The sequence below is a fragment of the Ruegeria sp. CDSC002 genome (assembly GCF_059610905.1).
Genome location: NZ_JBXWOM010000011.1, coordinates 22,649 through 41,614, shown reverse-complemented (window position 1 = coordinate 41,614; position 18,966 = coordinate 22,649). Strand labels below are relative to the sequence as shown.

Annotated in this window: 18 protein-coding genes; 13 read left to right on the top strand and 5 right to left on the bottom strand. The window is 59.3% G+C overall.

Features of this window, described 5'->3' with window-relative positions; translation table 11 throughout:
- Positions 1–45 precede the first annotated feature (45 nt).
- Positions 46–369, bottom strand: coding sequence for a hypothetical protein (locus AC2FJE_RS18595; protein ID WP_058273193.1), 324 nt, complete (start codon positions 367–369; stop codon positions 46–48).
- Positions 370–458: 89 nt separating this feature from the next.
- Positions 459–1,292, bottom strand: a complete 834-nt coding sequence (locus AC2FJE_RS18590) for a bifunctional allantoicase/(S)-ureidoglycine aminohydrolase (RefSeq protein WP_496757557.1) — start codon at positions 1,290–1,292, stop codon at positions 459–461.
- A 175-nt stretch (positions 1,293–1,467) separates the two neighbouring features.
- Between AC2FJE_RS18590 and AC2FJE_RS18585 the strand changes: the two genes are divergently transcribed.
- Entirely contained in the window at positions 1,468–1,824 is a 357-nt protein-coding gene (locus AC2FJE_RS18585; protein ID WP_496699689.1) for a hypothetical protein, read from the top strand.
- Between the two features lie 7 nt (positions 1,825–1,831).
- Here AC2FJE_RS18585 and AC2FJE_RS18580 read toward each other — a convergent pair whose 3' ends face one another.
- Positions 1,832–2,767, bottom strand: coding sequence for a 2-hydroxyacid dehydrogenase (locus AC2FJE_RS18580; protein ID WP_496757554.1), 936 nt, complete (start codon positions 2,765–2,767; stop codon positions 1,832–1,834).
- Positions 2,768–2,894: 127 nt separating this feature from the next.
- On the opposite strand from AC2FJE_RS18580, the gene AC2FJE_RS18575 reads away from it, so the two are divergent.
- The 4 genes from AC2FJE_RS18575 to AC2FJE_RS18560 all read left to right on the top strand — a co-directional run bounded on the left by AC2FJE_RS18575 (position 2,895) and on the right by AC2FJE_RS18560 (position 6,605).
- Entirely contained in the window at positions 2,895–4,130 is a 1,236-nt protein-coding gene (locus AC2FJE_RS18575; RefSeq protein ID WP_282170775.1) for an acyl-CoA dehydrogenase family protein, read from the top strand.
- A gap of 11 nt (positions 4,131–4,141) precedes the next feature.
- Positions 4,142–4,945 carry a thioesterase family protein gene (locus tag AC2FJE_RS18570; protein ID WP_496757552.1) on the top strand — a complete coding sequence of 268 codons (804 nt, stop codon included), beginning with the start codon at positions 4,142–4,144 and terminating at the stop codon, positions 4,943–4,945.
- Between the two features lie 122 nt (positions 4,946–5,067).
- Positions 5,068–5,667: a DUF1007 family protein gene (locus AC2FJE_RS18565; protein WP_496706803.1), complete on the top strand. Its 600-nt coding sequence runs from the start codon at positions 5,068–5,070 to the stop codon at positions 5,665–5,667.
- The gene (locus tag AC2FJE_RS18560) at positions 5,652–6,605 is read left to right on the top strand and encodes a nickel/cobalt transporter (RefSeq protein ID WP_496757548.1); all 954 of its coding nucleotides are present in this window, start codon (positions 5,652–5,654) and stop codon (positions 6,603–6,605) included. Before AC2FJE_RS18565 ends, AC2FJE_RS18560 begins: the two co-directional genes overlap by 16 nt.
- Here AC2FJE_RS18560 and truA read toward each other — a convergent pair.
- Positions 6,602–7,369: a tRNA pseudouridine(38-40) synthase TruA gene (truA, locus tag AC2FJE_RS18555; RefSeq protein ID WP_472724255.1), complete on the bottom strand. Its 768-nt coding sequence runs from the start codon at positions 7,367–7,369 to the stop codon at positions 6,602–6,604. The two genes, AC2FJE_RS18560 and truA, sit on opposite strands and share 4 nt — an antisense overlap.
- Positions 7,370–7,476: 107 nt before the next feature.
- On the opposite strand from truA, the gene AC2FJE_RS18550 reads away from it, so the two are divergent.
- The 8 genes from AC2FJE_RS18550 to AC2FJE_RS18515 all read left to right on the top strand — a co-directional run bounded on the left by AC2FJE_RS18550 (position 7,477) and on the right by AC2FJE_RS18515 (position 18,230).
- Positions 7,477–8,892 (top strand): YcjX family GTP-binding protein, encoded by a 1,416-nt coding sequence (locus tag AC2FJE_RS18550; protein ID WP_058273244.1) that lies wholly within the window; start codon positions 7,477–7,479, stop codon positions 8,890–8,892.
- A complete protein-coding gene (locus tag AC2FJE_RS18545; protein ID WP_496757545.1) occupies positions 8,889–9,344 on the top strand; it encodes a GNAT family N-acetyltransferase in 456 nt (151 codons plus the stop codon). Before AC2FJE_RS18550 ends, AC2FJE_RS18545 begins: the two co-directional genes overlap by 4 nt.
- Positions 9,337–10,326 (top strand): YcjF family protein, encoded by a 990-nt coding sequence (locus AC2FJE_RS18540; RefSeq protein ID WP_496761283.1) that lies wholly within the window; start codon positions 9,337–9,339, stop codon positions 10,324–10,326. The genes AC2FJE_RS18545 and AC2FJE_RS18540 overlap by 8 nt, the downstream gene beginning before the upstream one ends.
- A 54-nt stretch (positions 10,327–10,380) precedes the next feature.
- Entirely contained in the window at positions 10,381–11,091 is a 711-nt protein-coding gene (locus tag AC2FJE_RS18535; RefSeq protein ID WP_496761282.1) for a VIT1/CCC1 transporter family protein, read from the top strand.
- A 281-nt stretch (positions 11,092–11,372) separates the two neighbouring features.
- Positions 11,373–14,072 carry a DUF2339 domain-containing protein gene (locus AC2FJE_RS18530; RefSeq protein ID WP_496761280.1) on the top strand — a complete coding sequence of 900 codons (2,700 nt, stop codon included), beginning with the start codon at positions 11,373–11,375 and terminating at the stop codon, positions 14,070–14,072.
- A gap of 163 nt (positions 14,073–14,235) precedes the next feature.
- Complete coding sequence (ileS, locus tag AC2FJE_RS18525; RefSeq protein ID WP_496757540.1) at positions 14,236–17,148, top strand: isoleucine--tRNA ligase; 2,913 nt, start codon at positions 14,236–14,238, stop codon at positions 17,146–17,148.
- 82 nt (positions 17,149–17,230) lie between these two features.
- Positions 17,231–17,686: a methylated-DNA--[protein]-cysteine S-methyltransferase gene (locus AC2FJE_RS18520; RefSeq protein ID WP_282120675.1), complete on the top strand. Its 456-nt coding sequence runs from the start codon at positions 17,231–17,233 to the stop codon at positions 17,684–17,686.
- A 76-nt stretch (positions 17,687–17,762) separates the two neighbouring features.
- Positions 17,763–18,230: a hypothetical protein gene (locus AC2FJE_RS18515; RefSeq protein ID WP_058273207.1), complete on the top strand. Its 468-nt coding sequence runs from the start codon at positions 17,763–17,765 to the stop codon at positions 18,228–18,230.
- Positions 18,231–18,233: 3 nt separating this feature from the next.
- Here the strand turns inward: AC2FJE_RS18515 and AC2FJE_RS18510 are convergent, their stop codons facing one another.
- A complete protein-coding gene (locus AC2FJE_RS18510) occupies positions 18,234–18,929 on the bottom strand; it encodes a CDP-alcohol phosphatidyltransferase family protein (RefSeq protein WP_058273208.1) in 696 nt (231 codons plus the stop codon).
- Positions 18,930–18,966 lie beyond the last annotated feature (37 nt).

The window sequence follows — 18,966 nt, the reverse complement described above, 5'->3', positions numbered from 1 at the left end:
ATGGCAGCGCGCTGCCAATAGCTCAATGCCCGTTGTGACCTATGGTCAGTTGCAGCTGACCTGCGAAAAGAACTGACCCGAAATGTTCTGGTACATGCTGGCCACGATCGGTCTGCACCCAGTTGCTTGCTGAAAGGCGGCTATGGCCTGAATGGTGCGCAAGCGCGGCGGCGGGCCAAAGGGGTTCAGGTTGTTGTTGTCGCGCGTCGCACGGTACACGACCGGAGCGTCCGAAACCTGTGTCACCGCCCAGGTACGGCTCATGACAGAAACCTGTTTTGTTTCTTCCTTCGCGGCGACAGGTGTTGCATCAAATGCCGTCAAACCAATTGCAGCTGCCAGTGCCAGCATCGTTACACGCAGTACCATTGAACAATCTCCAGTGCTAAAAACTGCTGTTATTTCACCAGATTCACAGGCTTCTGTGAACCCCTGACCGAAATAAAGCGTTTAAAAGCCTAGCGTTTGGACAGTGTCAACGGCATGTGCCGGTTCACATCCTTGTAAAGCAGATAGCGAAAGCGCCCCGGCCCACCCGCATAGCAGGCCTGCGGGCAGAAGGCGCGCAACCACATGTAATCGCCCGCCTCTACCTCGACCCAATCCTGGTTGAGCCGATAGACCGCCTTGCCTTCCAGCACGTACAAACCGTGTTCCATGACATGGGTTTCGGCAAAGGGAATCACGCCGCCGGGTTCGAAATTGACGATATTGACATGCATGTCATGACGCAGATCTTGCGGATCTGTGAAGCGAGATGTGGACCAGCGCCCCTCGGTGCCGGGCATCTCGACGGGGGATACATCACGTTCGTTGGTGATGATCGGATCTGGTGCAGGCAGGCCGGGAACGGCTTCATAGGCTTTGCGAACCCAGTGGAATCGGGCGGTTTTTTCGGCGCGGTTGTGCAAGGTCCAATCTGATCCGGGCGGGATATAGGCGTATCCGCCGGTTTCGAGAACATGAACAGAACCACCTAATGTCAGGGTCACCTCGCCTTCGACCACAAAGAGAACACCCTGCGCCTTGGCGTCTGTTTCTGGGTGGTCGCTGCCGCCACCGGGCTGGACCTCCATGATGTATTGCGAAAACGTCTCGGCAAATCCGCTGAGGGGGCGGGACAGGACCCAAAGCCGGGTGCCTTCCCAGAACGGCAGGTTGCTGGTTACGATGTCGCGCATGGTGCCTTTGGGGATAACCGCATAGGCGTCGGTAAACATGGCGCGGTCGGTCAACAGTTGGTCTTGTCCGGGGTGTCCGCCTGTGGGCGCGTAATAGGTGGGCTGTGCCATTTCATGCCTCTGGTTCGTGTTTGAGGCACTATGAGGCGATTGGCGCGGCGGTCCTAGCACCCGAGTCGCGATAGGTTTGTTCGGTATTATTTGAAGGTCGGCCAGCGGGGCTTGGCCCCCGTTCCCCGGCGGTATAGTCTTGTGACCAAACTTATTTCAGCAAGGCGAGAAGATCATGAAAGCCTGGATTTCACCCTTTTTTGCAGCAGCCGTTGTGATCGGCGCAGTTTCACTGGCACAGGCCAAGCCACTTTCGAGAATCATCGCTGAAATGGGATTGAGCCCCGAAGACTATAGTGTCGTCAACGCCACGACCAATGCGATGTTGGCAGATGGAACGCCTCAGGTTGGAACCGAACGCAACTGGTCGAACGACGACACCGGATCAAAAGGCACTGTCCGAGTGCGCGAGGTCCGGGACAATTGCGTGCATCTCCAGCATTTCATCGTGCCCGCCGGGGCCGAACAATCACGTGAAGTCAGAACCCGCAACTGCCGGGATGCCAGCGGGAACTGGATTCTGACTCCTTGATTTAGGTCTAGTAGCCGCGCGTCCGGTCGACCTCATGCAACAAGGGCTTTCCTTCGGTCAGGCGCTGGAAGTTCTCGGCCACGTCAGCCAGCGCTTCACCCAAATGCCAGCCCGAGACATGTGGGGTGATCGTTACCCCGGGATGGGACCACAACGGGCTGTCTGAGGGCAGAGGCTCTTTGCTTGTCACATCCAGAACGGCGTGGCCGGGCGCGCCGCGGTCCAGTGCGTCGACCAGAGCGCTTTCATCGATCAGATCGCCACGCCCGGCGTTCAACAACTGACTGCCGGGTTTCATGGCGGCCAGCATCTGCATATCGAACAAGCCGAGTGTTTGCGGCGTGGACGGCAGAATGGCGCAAACGTGGTCGCATTGGCCTAGCAACGTCGGCAGCGCATCCTCGCCATGCAGGCAGGTCACGCCCTCGATCTCTTTCGGGGATCGGCTCCATCCCATGACCTGAAAACCGATGGCGCGCAGCATTCTGGCGCTGCGGGCGCCGATATGGCCCAGACCCAGAACGCCCACTACGGTGTCCGGCGTGAATACCGGCGCTTTGGGTACCCATTCTGCCTTGCGCTGGGCGGCTTCGTGAAAGGCCATATTCCGTTGGTGGTGAAGGACATAGGCGACGAACCACTCGGCAATACCTTGCGCCGGCGCATCGGGCTTGAGTCGTGCGATACGGACGTGATCGGGCAGGCTCGGGTTGCCAACAATCGTTTCAACGCCCGCGCCCAGTTTCTGGACCAGTTGCAGGTTCGGCAGCCGTTTGGGGTGGTCGTTGTTCAGGCCGACAACAGCGACCATGGTGATTTCGCTTGCATCTCTAATCGTTTCCCGGGTGCGCACATCCGCACCGGGGTTTATGTTTCGGATCGTCTTGGCGATGTCATCATCGCTTATCCAGTCGGTTAGACCGGTTTCGATCAGTAGCGCCATGAATCACCCTCGCAATTTCATTTTGATTGAGTTGACGTTCCGTCACACAGCTAGACATTCTATCGGCAGCTAAGTCATTCTCTGTTCAAAGGTAAAGCCCGCTCTTTGGGCCTGAGGAGGAAAGCTCATGAACATGTCATTCGGTCTGCGCGAAGAAAACCGCGCGCTGCTGCAACGTGTGGCAGATATGATCCGGGATGAGATCATGCCGCTGGAAGAAGAATATCAGGCCGAAATCGATAAAGGCGACCGCTGGCAATACACCGAACGTCAGGCTGAAATCCTGGAAGGGCTGAAAACCAAGGCCAAGGCTGCCGGATTATGGAACTTCTGGCTGACCGACAGCGACAAGGGCTTCGGTTTGACCACGGTCGAGTATGCTTACTTCGCCGAAGAGATGGGCAAAACGCCTCTTGGGGCCGAGGTGTTCAACTGCTCGGCCCCCGATACCGGTAATATGGAAGTGTTCGAGCGCTACGGCACGGACCAGATGAAAGAGCAGTGGCTGAAACCCCTGCTGAACGGCGATATCCGGTCCGCGTATTTAATGACGGAACCGGATGTGGCGTCATCGGATGCCACGAACGTGTCGATGTCCTGTTTGCAAGATGGGGATGATTTTGTTCTGAACGGAGAAAAATGGTGGTCATCGGGGGCGGGTGATCCACGGTGCAAGGTCTATATAGTCATGGTCAAGACGGCAGGCGACGAGCAACCCAAACACAAGCGGCAGTCGATGATTGTTGTGCCTGCTGATGCGCCGGGGATCGAGGTTCTGCGCCCAATGCAGGTTTACGGCCACGATGATGCCCCGCACGGCCACATGCATATCCGCTTTACCAACGTCCGGGTGCCAGCTGAGAGCATCCTGTTGGGCGAAGGCCGCGGGTTCGAGATCGCGCAAGGCCGTCTCGGGCCCGGTCGTATCCACCATTGTATGCGCGCAATTGGGCAGGCTGAATCGGCGCTGGAACAGATGTGCAAACGGTCGCTGCAGCGCGAAGCCTTCGGCAAGAAACTGGCGCAACTCGGGGCCAATTTCGATATCATTGCCGAATGCCGGATGGAGATTGAAATGGCGCGCTTGCTGTGCCTGAAGGCTGCCTGGTACATGGATCAAGGCGATGCCCGTGCAGCGGCACCCTGGATCAGCCAGATCAAGGTCGTCGCCCCGCGTGTCGCACTCAAAGTCATCGATGAGGCCGTTCAGATGTTCGGCGGGCAGGGGGTCAGTCAGGACACGCCGCTGGCGACGGCCTGGACCCATGTGCGTACTTTGCGGTTGGCCGATGGGCCTGATGCGGTACACCGCCGTCAGGTGGCGCGGGCCGAGTTGAAAAAGCACACGCAGGAAAAAGTCTGAGGTTTTAGGTGGTGTTGAAACCGGATCTGAAGGAACAGACCTATTTCCACGTTCGGGCTGACGGCGCTTTTGTCGGCAATGATCCCGCACGCGGGCCGTGGTCTGCGGATCATTGTCATGCGGGCCCGGTCGCGGGGCTGATCGTTCGTTCAGCTGAAACAGAGGTTGGGCCGGAAAAGATGCTGACACGGCTGACCGTGGACTTGCTGCGCCCTCTGCCGCTGACAGGTCTGCGTGTGGCGGCGGAGACGACGCGACACACCAAGACGCTAGCCACAACCCGCGTCACTGTGCACGATCTGGACGATACACTATGCGCTACGGCCACCACGATGCATATGGTGCGTCGCGATTTGGGGGCGGTTCCCAACGTCTCGCTTGCGACACCCGGCTTTGAGGACGCGGTGACGGGCCCGTTTCCGATTGGCGAAACGCGTCACGACTTGCCGGGGTTCGCAAACCATTCGGACATTCTCTACCCCAAGGGTGGCAACCAGAAAGCCGGTCCAAAGACGATCTGGATGCGCACCCCGAAGCTGTTGGAGGGCGAGGCGCAATCGCCGATTCAGGCGCTATGCCCGCTGGCGGATTGTGGCAACGGGATCTCGTGGAATGCACCGACGTCTGAGATGGGGTTCATGAACACCGACCTGACGGTGCAGATTCATCGTGAACCCAAATCGGACTGGTTGGCCTCGCAGTCCGTATCTCATTGGCAACCGTCAGGAATAGGGATGTCGCAATCGGTTCTGTTCGACACCGAAGGCCCGGTTGGAACAGCGTTGCAGACACTGGTTTTGTTCCCGCCGAAGTGATTGGTTTGGCCAGTTCCTGCATAGGCCCGCCGAAACACGTTGCCGGGCACGGGCCAAGCCCCTATCTTTCGCCTATGCGATGGCTCATTACCCTTTTCTCCTGTTGCCTGCCGGTTCCGGCATTGGCCCACCCGCATGTCTTTATCGACACCGGGCTGGAATTCATTGTGGACGACAGCGGCCAGTTGACCCATGTCAGGGTAACCTGGGCGTATGATGAGCTTTTCTCTTTGTTTCAGTTGGAAGACATGAAACTGGATCAGGATTCTGATGGCATTCTGACCGAGAGCGAAGAAAAGTTTCTGTCCGGCTTTGATGCCCAGTGGGTCGAAGGATATAATGGCGATATCGTGGTGTTCGCCGATGGCGCGCCGGTCGATTTGTCAGGGCCGATGGAGGCCAAAGCGACCACCGAGGATGGCCGTATCGTGACAACCCACCTGCGCGCGGTGGAAGGCGGCGGAGTGCCGGCAACCGCCGTCGTCGCCAAAGCATATGATGAATCCTATTACACGGCTTATGAAGTGACCCGCCCGGTGACGGTGTCCGGGCCCGCCGCTTGTCAGATCAGCCGGATTGACGCGGATATTGACGGGCAACTGGCGCAGATGCAGGCGTTCCTGCAGACCCTGGATGCCGACTATGACCTTGAAGAAAACGATATCCCGCTGGTTGGGGAAAACTTTGCGTCCGAGATCCGCCTTTCATGTCCAAGTACCTGATTATTCCTGTCGCCATCTCCATTGGTTTGCTGCTGTGGTTCTGGGGCAGTGGTGGCTTTGACCACTTGGCCGCATGGGCTGCGGGTGAGCAGCGCGAGTTCCAAAATCAGATCGCGCGTTCCCTACGCGCAGCCCGCGCGGAACAGCCCGAGGCTGTAGCGACGCTGCTGACGGTCTGTTTTGCCTACGGCTTTTTTCACGCCATCGGCCCCGGTCACGGCAAGGTTTTGATTGGGGGCTATGGGTTGGGTCGCAACGTGGCGTTCCTGCGCTTGTCTGCAATCAGCCTGTTGTCCAGCCTGGGGCAGGCAGTCACCGCGATTGTTCTGGTCTATGCCGGGGTACTGGTGTTCCAGATGTCCCGGGCAAGCCTTGTCGATACCACTGAACGGGTCATGGCCCCGATCAGCTATGGTGCTATCGCAGCGATTGGATTGTGGCTGATCTTTCGGTCCATTCGCAGTTTTGCGCGACGTCATCGTAGTGAAAAAGCGCACCATCATGAGCACACGCACGACCATCACCACCCGCACGACGAGGACCACAAACATCACGACCATGACCATGGCGTCTGCGCAGATTGCGGGCATCGCCACGGTCCCACCGCCGACGAAGTGGCCCAAGTCGGCAGCGTGCGAGAAGCCGCGGTACTGATCGCTGGGATTGCCGCGCGCCCCTGTACCGGAGCCCTCTTTGTTCTGATCCTGACCTGGCAGATGGGCATCGCAATGGTCGGCATTGCCGGAGCTTTTGCCATGGCGTTGGGGACAGCGACTGTCACAACGCTTGTCGGTTGGACCTCATTTGGTTTGCGCGGAGGGCTGCTGGCCTCAGCCTCGGCGACGCGATTTGCCTCGGTTCTGGCTCCGACGATTGAACTGGTGGCAGGGCTGCTGATCGCCGTGATTGCAAGCGGTCTGCTGTTGCGCGCGATTTAACCGAACACGGACTCCGGGTACCTGACCCGCGCCAGATACAGCCCTTGCGGCGGACATACCGGCCCGCAAGCGGCGCGGTCGGTGGCCTCCAACGCATCCCGTACATCTTCGGGCGACCATGTTCCGGCACCAACACGTTCAAGCGTTCCAACAAAGCTGCGCACTTGATTGTGCAGGAAAGACCGGGCGCGAACGTGAAAATGAACCTCTGGTCCGGAAAAGCCTTCAACCTGTTCGACCCGCAGCTCATCCAAGGTTTTGACCGGGCTTGCAGCCTGACAAATCGAAGACCGGAACGTGGTAAAATCATGCCGCCCGATCAGCATGTCCGCGCCCGCCTGCATCGCGTCTACGTCCAGTTGATGGTTGATCCGCCAGACCTGCCCAGCGTCATGCGTAGCAGGTGCGCGGCGCATCAGGATGCGGAACAGGTATTGCCGTTCGAGCGCTGAAAACCGCGCATGCCAGTCATCGTCTACCCGTGCTGCTTTAACGATGGCAACAGGCTGCGGTTTAAGGTGATAGTTCAGCGCCTCAGACAGGCGGAACGGATCCCAGTCCTTGATCAGATCACAATGCGCAACCTGTCCCAGTGCGTGCACACCCGCGTCTGTACGCCCGGCCGCGGCAATTGTGTGATCGCCGGGTTGAATACATGACAAGGCCTGTTCGATTGCCCCTTGAACAGACGGCAATTCCTTTTGCCGCTGCCATCCGGCAAACGGTTCCCCCTGGTATTCGACTTTCAGCGCGTATCTAGGCATGGGCTGCTGGTAACGCGCCGTGCTGCAACGGGCAAGAGTGGGAAAGCGCTGGTATGTCCGACAGCCGCTACCTATCTTGGGAAAAACGAAAAAAGCGGGGCGACGGTTTGGTCATCTCATCTCTGGCAGACAGTCTGACGCGCGGCGTCGAATCCGTGGGTGACCGCGTGTCTGAGGCATTGTTTGAGCCGGTGATCCGACTGGGTGTCACCGGGCTGGCGCGTTCAGGAAAGACAGTATTCATCACGTCTCTGGTCGCGAACTTGCTGGACCGAGGGCGGATGCCGGGCCTCGTGGCGCAGCAAGAAGGGCGGATCAACGCGGCTTACCTGCAGCCGCAACCAGACGACACCGTGCCCCGGTTCGACTACGAAAATCACCTGGCGGCGCTGACCGGGCCTCAGCCGCACTGGCCCGAAAGTACGCGCGCAGTGTCAGAACTGCGTTTGTCGTTCAAAGCCCGTCCCGCGGGGCTTTTGTCAGGGTTGCAGGGACCACGCACTATCCATCTGGATATCGTGGATTACCCCGGCGAATGGCTGCTGGATCTGGCGTTGCTGGACAAAACCTATGAGGTCTGGTCGCAGGAAACACTGGAGCGCATCGCCAATCGCAATGAGGCGACGACCTTTCTGGCGCAGGCAAAGGCGGTTGACCCTTCTGACAGCCACGACGAACCAATGGCCCAATCACTGGCCAAAGAATTCGCCTCTTATCTGAACGCAGCCCGCGACGCCGGGTTTTACGACTGCACGCCAGGGCGGTTCTTGCTGCCGGGCGATCTGGCAGGCTCGCCGGTGCTAACATTTGCACCCTTGCCAGTCGAGGGTCACGGCTCGCGACGCAGTCTGCACCGCGAGATGGCCCGGCGATACGAGGCCTATAAATCTCAGGTCGTGAAACCGTTTTTCCGCGATCATTTTTCCCGGATCGACCGTCAGGTGGTTTTGGTGGACGCGCTGGGCGCGATCCATAACGGGCCACAGGCGGTCGAGGATATGCGTCGCGCGATGGCCGATATCCTGTCGGCGTTTCGGCCCGGACGAAATGCGTGGCTTAGCCAGTTGTTGCTCGGCAAACGGGTCGAGCGCATCCTGTTTGCGGCCTCCAAGGCGGACCATTTGCACCATCTTCAACACCACCGCCTGACCAATATCATGGAGGCCCTGACCCGCGAGGCGCGCGATCGCGCCAGCTTCGCCGGGGCCGAGACGGCGGCGCTGTCGCTGGCCTCGTTAAGGGCAACGACCGAGGAAATCCGCACCCATAACGGAGCCGAGCTGCCCTGCGTGCGTGGAACCTTGCTGGGCAGCGGCAAGCAGGCCGCTTTCTATCCCGGTGATCTGCCGGAAGACCCGACGCATTTGCTTGGCCCGGCGCGCAACGGGTCCGAAGGCTGGCTGGGTGAGGATTATGAGTTCATGGCATTCGCGCCGGCACACCTGACACTGCGGCCCGGGGATGGCCCGCCACACATTCGGCTGGACCGCGCAGCCCAGTTCCTGGTCGGAGACCGGCTATGAATGTCATTCTTCGCCCCGCCCGCAGCACGGATGCCGGTGCCACCGGAGAGATTTTGCATGGCTTCGCCCGTGAAAACGATTGGATGCCGGAACTGCACTCGCAGGCGGAAACCATCGCGTTTTGTGGCCGTATGATTGAATTGGATTGGGTGACCGTGGCCGAAACCGGTGACGGTGTGATCGGGTTTTTGGCGCTCAACAGTGCCGAAATCCACTCACTGTACCTGGCGCCTGGCGCACGGGGGCAAGGGATCGGTCGGCAATTTCTTGAGCTTGCCAAGTCCCGCCGATCCGAATTGTCATTGTTTGCGTTTCAGGCAAACCATCCAGCGCGCCGGTTCTATGAATGCAACGGCTTTGCTGAGGTTGCACGCAGCAGCGGCGCTGACAATGACGAGAACCTTCCCGACATAAAGTATGTCTGGAACAGTGAAGGAGCAGCCAATGGCTAAGGGGCCGGTTCTGATTGATCTGGAGGGCGATGAACCCGCGGCTGATGTGTCGCAAGCACCTCCGGTCCCGGATATCGCACAGCCTCAGGGTCAGGCGATGCAAGGTGCGGCGCGTTTGGCGGCGCGCAAACCTTCGGCCCTGTCGCGGTGGTTCTGGGGTTTGGCGCTTGCCGCGCTTGGGGCTGTTGTTTCAGTGGCGGCTTGGGACTTTGTGAATTCCCTGATTCTCCGCGCGCCGATCATTGGATGGGTGATTACGGGTTTGTTTGCAGCACTGGTGCTGGTCGCGTTGATCATCGCTGTGCGCGAGCTGGCCGCAATCGGGCGGTTGTCCCGTGTGGACGGGATGCGGCGTGCGGCAGATACTGCCTTGGCCGAAGATGATCTGGCGCAGGCACGCGCAGTCACGAACCGATTGATCTCGTTCTACAAAGGGCGCGAAGAAACCCGTTGGGGGCGCGATCGGCTGTCCGAACGGATCGACGAACAATTTGACGCGTCTGGTCTGCTGACCCTGGCCGAGGACGAGCTGCTGGCCCCGCTGGATGTCGCTGCCAGTCGCGAAGTCGAGGCTGCCGCGCGTCAGGTTGCAACGGTGACGGCGTTGGTGCCTTTGGCGCTTGCGGATGTTGCAACAGCGCTGGCCGCTTCGTTGCGGATGATCCGGCGCATCGCTGAAATCTATGGCGGGCGCGCAGGATTTTTGGGCAGTTGGCGACTGACGCGGGCCGTGTTCGTGCACCTTGTGGCCACCGGGGCCGTGGCCGTCGGGGACGACCTGCTGGAACCTGTGCTTGGGGGATCTATCCTTAGCAAGCTGTCGCGCCGGTTTGGCGAGGGGCTTGTCAACGGCGCGCTAAGTGCGCGGGTCGGGGTCGCCGCGATGGAGGTCTGCCGTCCGCTGCCCTTCTCGGATCGGCACAAGCCATCGACCCGCGGCATCATCAAACGTGCTCTGGCTGGCTTGTTTTCCAAAACTTGACCTGACGCAAGGTACAGTGGTTGGCTGTCGTGCATAACAGTGTCAGAGCCAGCCATGACCGATCACGGACACAGCCAGCAAGAGATTGCAAAACGCATCAACGCGCCACCGGGGCGCGGTGTTTTGCGGGATGTGGTCTATGGTGGGATCGATGGGTCCGTAACCACCTTTGCCATTGTGGCGGGTGTAGCCGGGGCGGGCCTGTCACCCTTTATTATCGTTGCGCTGGGACTGGCCAATGTATTGGCGGACGGGTTTTCCATGGCGGCGGGTAATTACTCGGGCACCAAGGCCGAGCTGGACAATATCCGCCGCATCCGGTCCATCGAAGAACGTCACATCAGACTATACCCGGAAGGCGAGCGGGATGAAGTGCATGCGATCTTGTCGCAAAAGGGCCTGTCGGGGCGCGTGCTGGATGAGGCCACGGACGCCATCACAGCCAACCGCGAGAATTGGATCAATCTGATGATCGAGGGTGAATACGGATTGGGCAGCGTTGATCCGAACCCGTTCAAAGCCGCGATGGCAACGTTTTTAGCGTTTCTTGTGGCCGGCATGGTCCCGCTGCTGCCGTTTCTGCTGTCGTTTGATCGGGCCTTTCAGCTCTCGGTTATCATGACCATGGCGGTCTTCTTTATCATAGGAGCTTTGAAAAGCAGGTGGTCACTGGCTCCGTGGTGGCGGTCGGGTCTAGAGACTTTTGCGATCGGCGGCGCGGCCGCACTGATGGCGTATTTTGTTGGCTCGTTGTTCCATCCCTAGTGACCAGAAGTGTCGCTGGGCGCGCGGTGTAGATGGTTAATTTTGTAAAGCCGATGATGGACCCTGATCTGATCCGGCGATGGTAAAACTTGTCGACGCCTGTTTCGCATCTGGTTCGATTGCCGCTGTGTTGGCCATTATCTGGTTGATGATGGCCAGACTGTCCCTTGGCTGGGGATAAGGCGTTCTGAACTGCGTAGCCCGCAAAAACACGGTTTTTCGGACTGTTGCGCAAATCGACACCCGGCTAGGTTGACGGCACATTTGCCCGGAGGCCTCTGTTGGAATCGCTGCTCGTACTCGTTGGATTGATCGTTCTGGCCGTCCCGGTGGCCATCCTTGTTCTGTTGGTATCCCAGGTTCGACTGCGCCGCCGGGTGGAGCAGCTTGAACAGCAGATCCGCACACTTGGTGGCGACCTGCCTGCGCCAGAAATAGTACCTGAATCGATGCAAGCGAGGGATAAAAAGAGCTCTCCGTGGCCGGCAATCAAAACAGAACCACCCGAGGTCGAAACGAAAGAAGGCACCTCAGCACCTGAGCCACAAAAGATACCCCTTCCCGAAACGATGAAGGACGATCGAATCGCCGCACTGAGCGCTTGGCTGCGCGAGAACTGGTTCTATGCGGTATCCGCCCTGTCTTTGGCGCTGGCTGGTGTTTTTCTGGTCCAATACGGGGTCGAAAGCGGGTTGTTGTCGCCAACGATGCGCGTCATTGCGGCCCTGATGTTCGGCGCGACGCTGATCGGCGCGGGTGAGGTGATCCGCCGGAAGTATGGCGATGACGAGTCTTCAGCCACAGCTTACCTGCCATCGGTCTTTTCTGGGGCCGGGCTGGTGACGCTGTTCGGTGGCTTGCTGGCTGCAAGGCAGTTGTACGATCTGCTTGGTCCCGAAGCGGCCTTGATTGCCATGATTGCTGTTGCGCTTGTGGGGCTTGTTTTGGGCTGGTTCCACGGCCCCTTGCTGGCGGCCGTCGGTTTGATTGGTGCGTTTGCGTCACCCTTCGTGGTGGGCGGGACCTCGACCGACCCCGGCTGGTTGTACGGCTATTTCTTTGTGATCGCCGTCCTTGGGTTGGGGATCGACACTGTGCGGCGCTGGGGGTGGATATCCGTTCTGACGCTAGTCGGGGCTTATACCGCGTGCCTGCTTTTGGTGCTTTCGGCACCGGCGACCGAGCCGGGTTATCTCGTCGGCGTAACCGCATTGGCGGTTATCGCGATCGCGATCCCCGTGCGGCGGATCTGGCCAGATCACGAGGGGCGTATGATCAGTGAGATCATTGCCATTCAAAAAGGCCTTCAGTGGCCGGAGTTTCCGACTCGCCTTGCCTTTGGCGCGGTGATCGTCAGCGCAGTAATCCTGGCGATACACTGGCCGGACTCGGCGGCAGAATTCTGGCTGGGTGTCATGCTGTTGGCGGGCCTGACGCTGGGACTAATGACCTGGGCAAGCCAGGCGCGGGCCCTGCAAGACCTGACCATACTGCCAGCCGCTGGTCTAACTTGGTTCGTACTGATCCAAGGGTGGGACAACGGCTCTGTCGCGCGCCGCTTCGCTGAGACCTATACCGAAACCGCCGAGGCGGATTTCCCGTGGGCGGTTACCCTGTTGGTGGCACTGGGTGCATTGATCTCAGGCCTTTCAGCTTGGCGATCGTTTCGCGCAACCGAGTACCAGGCTGTATGGGCGGGCGGTGCCGCAGTATTTGCACCGTTGTTGGCAATCGCGCTGGAGCTTGGATGGCATCCCGATGAAGTTATCGGAGCCTATCCGTGGGCGCTGCATGCGGTTGCATTGGCGGTGATGATGGTTGTTCTGGCCGGGCGTTTCGCGCGCGTCGACGGCGAAAACCGGCTGCGGGCGGCTTTGGTGACCTTGTCGGCTTTGTCTTGCCTGACCTTTGCCTGCGTGATTGTCCTAAGTTCGGCTGCCCTGACAATTGCTTTTGTGGCCGTGATCGTGGCCGCGGCGGTGCTGGATCGGCGCTTTGATCTTCCACCGATGGGTTGGTTCATCTGGGCTGGCGTGTTCACTGTCACGCTCAGACTTGTACTGAATCCCGGTCTGGATTGGGCAAACTCGGCACCGGTCGCAGAAATGGCGCTTGTCTATGCCACAGCTGCTGTTGGGTTTCTGGCGGCCTGGGCCATCCTGCGCCCATTGAACCGTCCGGTCATCGCGCTGCTTCTGGAAAGCGCCGCCTGGGCGACCGCTGGTATCTTGCTGTCCTTGCTGTTGCTGCGCTGGCTCGAAGGGTTTGGCAACGGCGGTGCCCATGACAGCCACTGGGGGCTGGGGCTTTTGTCCTTGATCTGGCTGCTGCTGGCCTGCGCGCAGGTGCGGCGGTTCGAACTGGGCGGAAAACTGAATTATGCGCGCTACGGGCTGGCGTTGTTCTTTGCGGCACATGGTGTTGTTCGCTTGGCGCAGGCGCTGACTGAGGCGAACCCATTGCTGAATGCCCAAGCTGATCCGGTTCTTGGGGTGCCAATATTGAATACTCTCGCCGTGGCTTACCTGTTGCCCGCCATTGTTTTGGCCCTGTCGGCTGCTTGGCTTCCAGCACTGCATCCGCGATGGAAGCAGGGGTGCTTCGGTCTGGCGGCGGCATTAGGTGCGATCTGGCTGGGCCTGGCCGTTCGCCATGTCTGGCAGGGGGCCAGCGGTATGTATGAAGGCAACGGCGTGACCCAACCTGAACTTTATTCTTACACCATGGCCCTACTGCTGATCGGTGCGGGGCTGTTTTATCAGTCACTCGCCCGCCGGTCGGACATGATGCGCAAGGCGGGGTTGGTCGTTATTGGGCTTGCCGTGGCCAAGGTGTTCCTGGTCGATATCGCTGGTTTGGGGGGGCTTATCCGGGTGTTCTCACTGCTGGCGCTGGGCCTCGCGCTGGCCGGTTTGGCGTGGCTGAACCGGTGGGCCATGCTGCGCCATTCGCCGCATGGGGCGGAACCTCTGGACCATTAGGCGTGGGCGTCCTATAAGCCCGGCATGTATGACCGGATGGCCATCATTATTCGAATTATATCCCCGGCGCTCTGATATCGCGAGACGCCGGGCAAAGGTGCTTGAGAATTCGCACTGACCGCTTCGATCCACACACGACAAGATCATCCTGAGGACGCCCCAAATGTGCGCCGACACGACCCAAACACCTGACTACAAAGACACGCTGAACCTGCCAAAAACCGATTTCCCCATGCGCGCTGGTCTGCCCAAGCGCGAACCCGCATGGCTGGATCGCTGGGAAGAGATCGGCGTGTATGATCGCCTGCGCGAAAAAGAAGGCCGCACGCCCTTTACCCTGCATGACGGCCCCCCCTACGCCAACGGTCACCTGCATATCGGCCACGCGCTGAACAAGACCATCAAGGACATGATTGTACGCAGCCATCAGATGATGGGTCATGACGCGCGTTATGTGCCGGGATGGGACTGCCACGGCCTGCCGATCGAATGGAAGATCGAGGAACAGTACCGCAAGAAGGGCAAGAACAAGGACGAGGTGAACATCGTCGACTTCCGTCAGGAATGCCGCAAATTCGCCGAAGGCTGGATCGACGTCCAGCGCGAAGAATTCAAGCGCCTTGGTATCACCGGCAACTGGCCCGATCCCTACATCACAATGGACTATCACGCCGAGGCCGTGATCGCGGACGAGTTCATGAAGTTCCTGATGAACGGCACGCTGTATCAGGGTTCCAAGCCCGTGATGTGGTCGCCCATCGAAAAAACCGCTCTGGCCGAGGCCGAGGTCGAGTACCACGACAAGGAAAGCTTCACCATCTGGGTGAAGTTCAAAGTCGTGAACGCGGGCGATCTGGATGACGCGTTTGTTGTGATCTGGACAACGACGCCATGGACCATGCCGTCGAACAAGGCGGTCGTCTACGGTAAGGACATCTCTTACGGCCTCTACGAAGTCACCGGCGCACCTGAGGAATGCTGGGCCAGCGTCGGAGACAAGTTCCTGCTGGCGGACAATCTGGCCGCCGACGTGCTAGGCCGCGCCCGTCTGAACGACGACCAGTGGACTCGTGTCCGCGATGTGACAGCCGATGAACTGGTAGGTGTCCAACTGACCCACCCGCTAGCTGGAGCCGAAGGTGGCAATGGCGAATGGGACGACATCCGCGACTTCCGCGCGGCTGAGTTCGTGACCGATACCGAAGGCACCGGTTTCGTCCACTGTGCGCCTTCGCACGGTATGGAAGAATTTGAGCTCTACCGCGATCTGGGCATGCTAGAGCAGGTCATCACCTATAACGTGATGGACGATGGCTCGTTCCGCGCCGATCTGCCGTTCTTTGGCGGCAAGTACATCCTGTCCCGCAAGGGTGGCGAGGGTGACGCGAACAAGGCGGTCATCGACAAGCTGGTCGAGGTTGGAGGGCTGCTGGCGCGGGGCAAGATCAAACACAGCTATCCGCATTCGTGGCGCTCGAAGGCTCCGATCATCTATCGCAACACGCCGCAGTGGTTTGCGTCCGTTGACCGCAAGCTGGACGATGGCATGGGCGAGATGGGCGACTCCATCCGCGAACGGGCCCTGCGCTCGATCGACGAGTTGGTAAAATGGACGCCGCAGACCGGCCGCAACCGTCTGTATTCGATGATCGAAGCGCGCCCGGACTGGGTTCTGTCGCGCCAGCGCGCCTGGGGTGTGCCGCTCACCTGTTTCACCAAGAAAGGGGCCTTGCCCACCGACGCGGATTACCTGCTGCGCAATGAAGAGCTCAACGCCCGCATCAAGGCGGCGTTCGAGAAGGACGGCGCGGATGTCTGGTACACGGACGGCTTTAAAGAGAAGATCCTCGACGGTATCGCCAACCCGGATGACTACGATCAGGTATTTGACGTTCTGGACGTGTGGTTCGACTCTGGTTCGACACATGCCTTTGTCCTGCGTGACCGTGAAGACGGAACCGAGGACGGTATCGCGGACGTTTACATGGAGGGCACCGACCAGCACCGCGGATGGTTCCATTCGTCGATGCTGCAGGCTTGCGGCACCAAGGGGCGTGCGCCGTATCGCAACGTTGTAACCCATGGCTTCACGCTGGATGCCAAGGGCAACAAGATGTCCAAATCGCTGGGCAACACCATCGTGCCGGAAAAGGTGATCGAGCAATATGGTGCCGATATCCTGCGCCTGTGGGTGGCTCAGACCGACTACACCGCCGACCAGCGGATCGGGCCGGAGATTCTGAAAGGCACCGCCGACAGCTATCGCCGCCTGCGCAACACCATGCGGTTCATGCTGGGCTCGCTGGCCGACTTCACCGAAGCGGATCGCGTCGCGCCTGAAGATATGCCGCGTCTGGAACGCTGGGTTCTCAGCCGTCTGGCCGATCTGGATGAGCAGGTGCGCAAAGGCTACGCGTCTTTCGACTTCCAGGGCGTGTTCAGTGCCGTATTTACCTTTGCCACCGTCGACCTGTCATCGTTCTATTTCGACGTCCGTAAGGATGCGCTATACTGTGACGGCGACACCCTGCGCCGCCGCTCGGCCAGAACCGTTCTGGATATCCTGTTCCACCGCCTCACCACTTGGCTGGCCCCGGTTCTGGTCTTCACCATGGAAGAGGTCTGGTTGGAGCGTTTCCCAGGCGATGACAGCTCGGTCCATCTGGTGGATTTCCCGGATACACCCGCCGATTGGCGCAACGCTGAACTAGAGGCCGGTATGTCTAAAATCCGTCGCGTGCGTCGTGCCGTGACCGCTGCGTTGGAAATCCAGCGTCAGGACAAGGTCATCGGGTCCAGCCTTGAGGCCGCGCCGATCGTGCATGTCGAAGACAGTGACACCCGCGACCTGCTTGCAACCTTTGACGTGGACGACATGTGCATCACGTCTGGCCTGACCGTTTCGGGCGACCCGGCCCCTGCCGAGGCATTCCGCGTGCCCGAAATCGAAGGGGTAGGTGTTGTCTTCGAAAAAGCAGATGGCGAGAAATGCCAACGATGCTGGAAAATCCTGCCGGACGTCGGTCGGCATTCCCACGCGGGTGTGTGTGGGCGGTGCGACGAAGCGCTGGGCTGAACAATTGAACCCCCGGCGTCACCCGTCGGGGGTTTTTCTTTCATCGCTTGCGCCGGCCCCGGCGATCTGAAACGCTGTGTTCATGCCGATGATTTCCGTTGATACGCAGTTTGGCCGCCTTGGCATTGAAGAAACAGATGGCGCCATCACACGCCTTGTGTGGGATGGGCAGGACGACGGGCCGGACACACCCCTGTTGCAGGAAGCCGCCGCACAGTTAACCGCGTATAACGAGGGGCGTCTCGAGCGGTTCGATTTGCCGTATCGTGTTGCCGGGTCAGACTTTCAGCGCAATGTCTGCGACCTGATGTATGCCATTCCGCTGGGCGAGACCCGAACGTACGGGGACATCGCGAAAGAGCTTGGGCAGCCACCCCAACCGGTGGGGCAGGCCTGCGGTGCGAACCCCATACCGGTGATTATACCTTGCCATCGGGTGCTGTCCGCCAATGGTCTGGGCGGGTTCTCGGGCGATGGTGGGGTCGAGACCAAAGTGGCCCTTCTGCGCCATGAACGCGCGGCGGGCCTGCTGATCTGAGGCGCGAAAATCAGTTGCAATCCCAGAGTTCGCGGCCCAACCTATATCAGTTACTGAATTTGAAGGACCGTATTGCATGACCGCCCATACAGACCCGGCCGCTCGCAAAAAGGCCATCATAGACCGCCTGATGTCGCTGGAAGAGCAGGAACTGGCAACTGCGCAGGCGCATTACGACGCATTTCTCAAGGACTCGCAGCTGGACGACCGCGAAGGGCATGACAAGGATGACATCGCCGCCTCGCGCGAAAATGCGGATCTGGCGGCGGCGTTCGATGCACCCGTTCATGCGCACCACGCCAAGATTGATGTGATCGAGAACACGGATTTCAGCCTGACGGACCGGGTTCAACCGGGCGCTGTTGTCAAGTTCAACAACCGCCGTTTCGTGGTCTGTGTCTCAACGACCCGCTTTGAGGTCGACGGTAAGACCTATATGGGCATCTCAACCCAAAGCCCGATCTACCTGACCATGACCGGTCTGCAAGAGGGTGATGTGTTCACCCATAACGGCACCGAGTTCGAGGTTGAGGAAATCCTGTAACGTTCAGTTGTTGCGCAGCGGGACAAGTTGCTGCGCAATGCCAGCTGAAACCAGGTAGAGGCTTGTAATTACCAACCCCCAATGCGCCCAGCTTTCGGGGTGGAAGTCGACCCAAGCTGCCCAACCGGCGAAAAATGTCCAGGCGAACGCGATCGGCAGTGATACATTACGCCAGCGTTCCGTCCGCACCGGGTGAATGAACTTCAACGGTAGGAACATCGCCAGCGACAACAGTGAAACCAGCAGCAGGATCACCCAGAAATTGGGCTCCAGCGCGAAGATCACGATGACAAACATATTCCAGCAACCCGGAAACCCAGAGAACGAATTGTCCTTGGTCTTCATCCGCGTGTCCGCGAAATACATGGCGCTGGCAAAGGTGATCACGATGATCGCAAACCAGCCTGTCCAACCGTCCATCAGCCCCGATTTGAACAGCGCAAAGGCCGGGATGAACACGTAGGTCAGATAGTCGATGATCAGGTCCAGAAGAACACCGTCAAATTCCGGTGCGTTCTTTTTGACATGGTAGTGGCGCGCAAGCGGGCCGTCGATTCCGTCCACGATGAACGAGATCACTAGCCACAGATACATAAGGCTCCACTTTTCCTCGACCGCGGCCAGCATGGCTAACATTGCAAAGACGGCACCGGTCGCAGTGAACAGATGTACGGAAAGGGCTTTGAGTTTTATTGTCATTTGTGTCTCTTGGACGATGCGCGCTGCAGATGCAAAC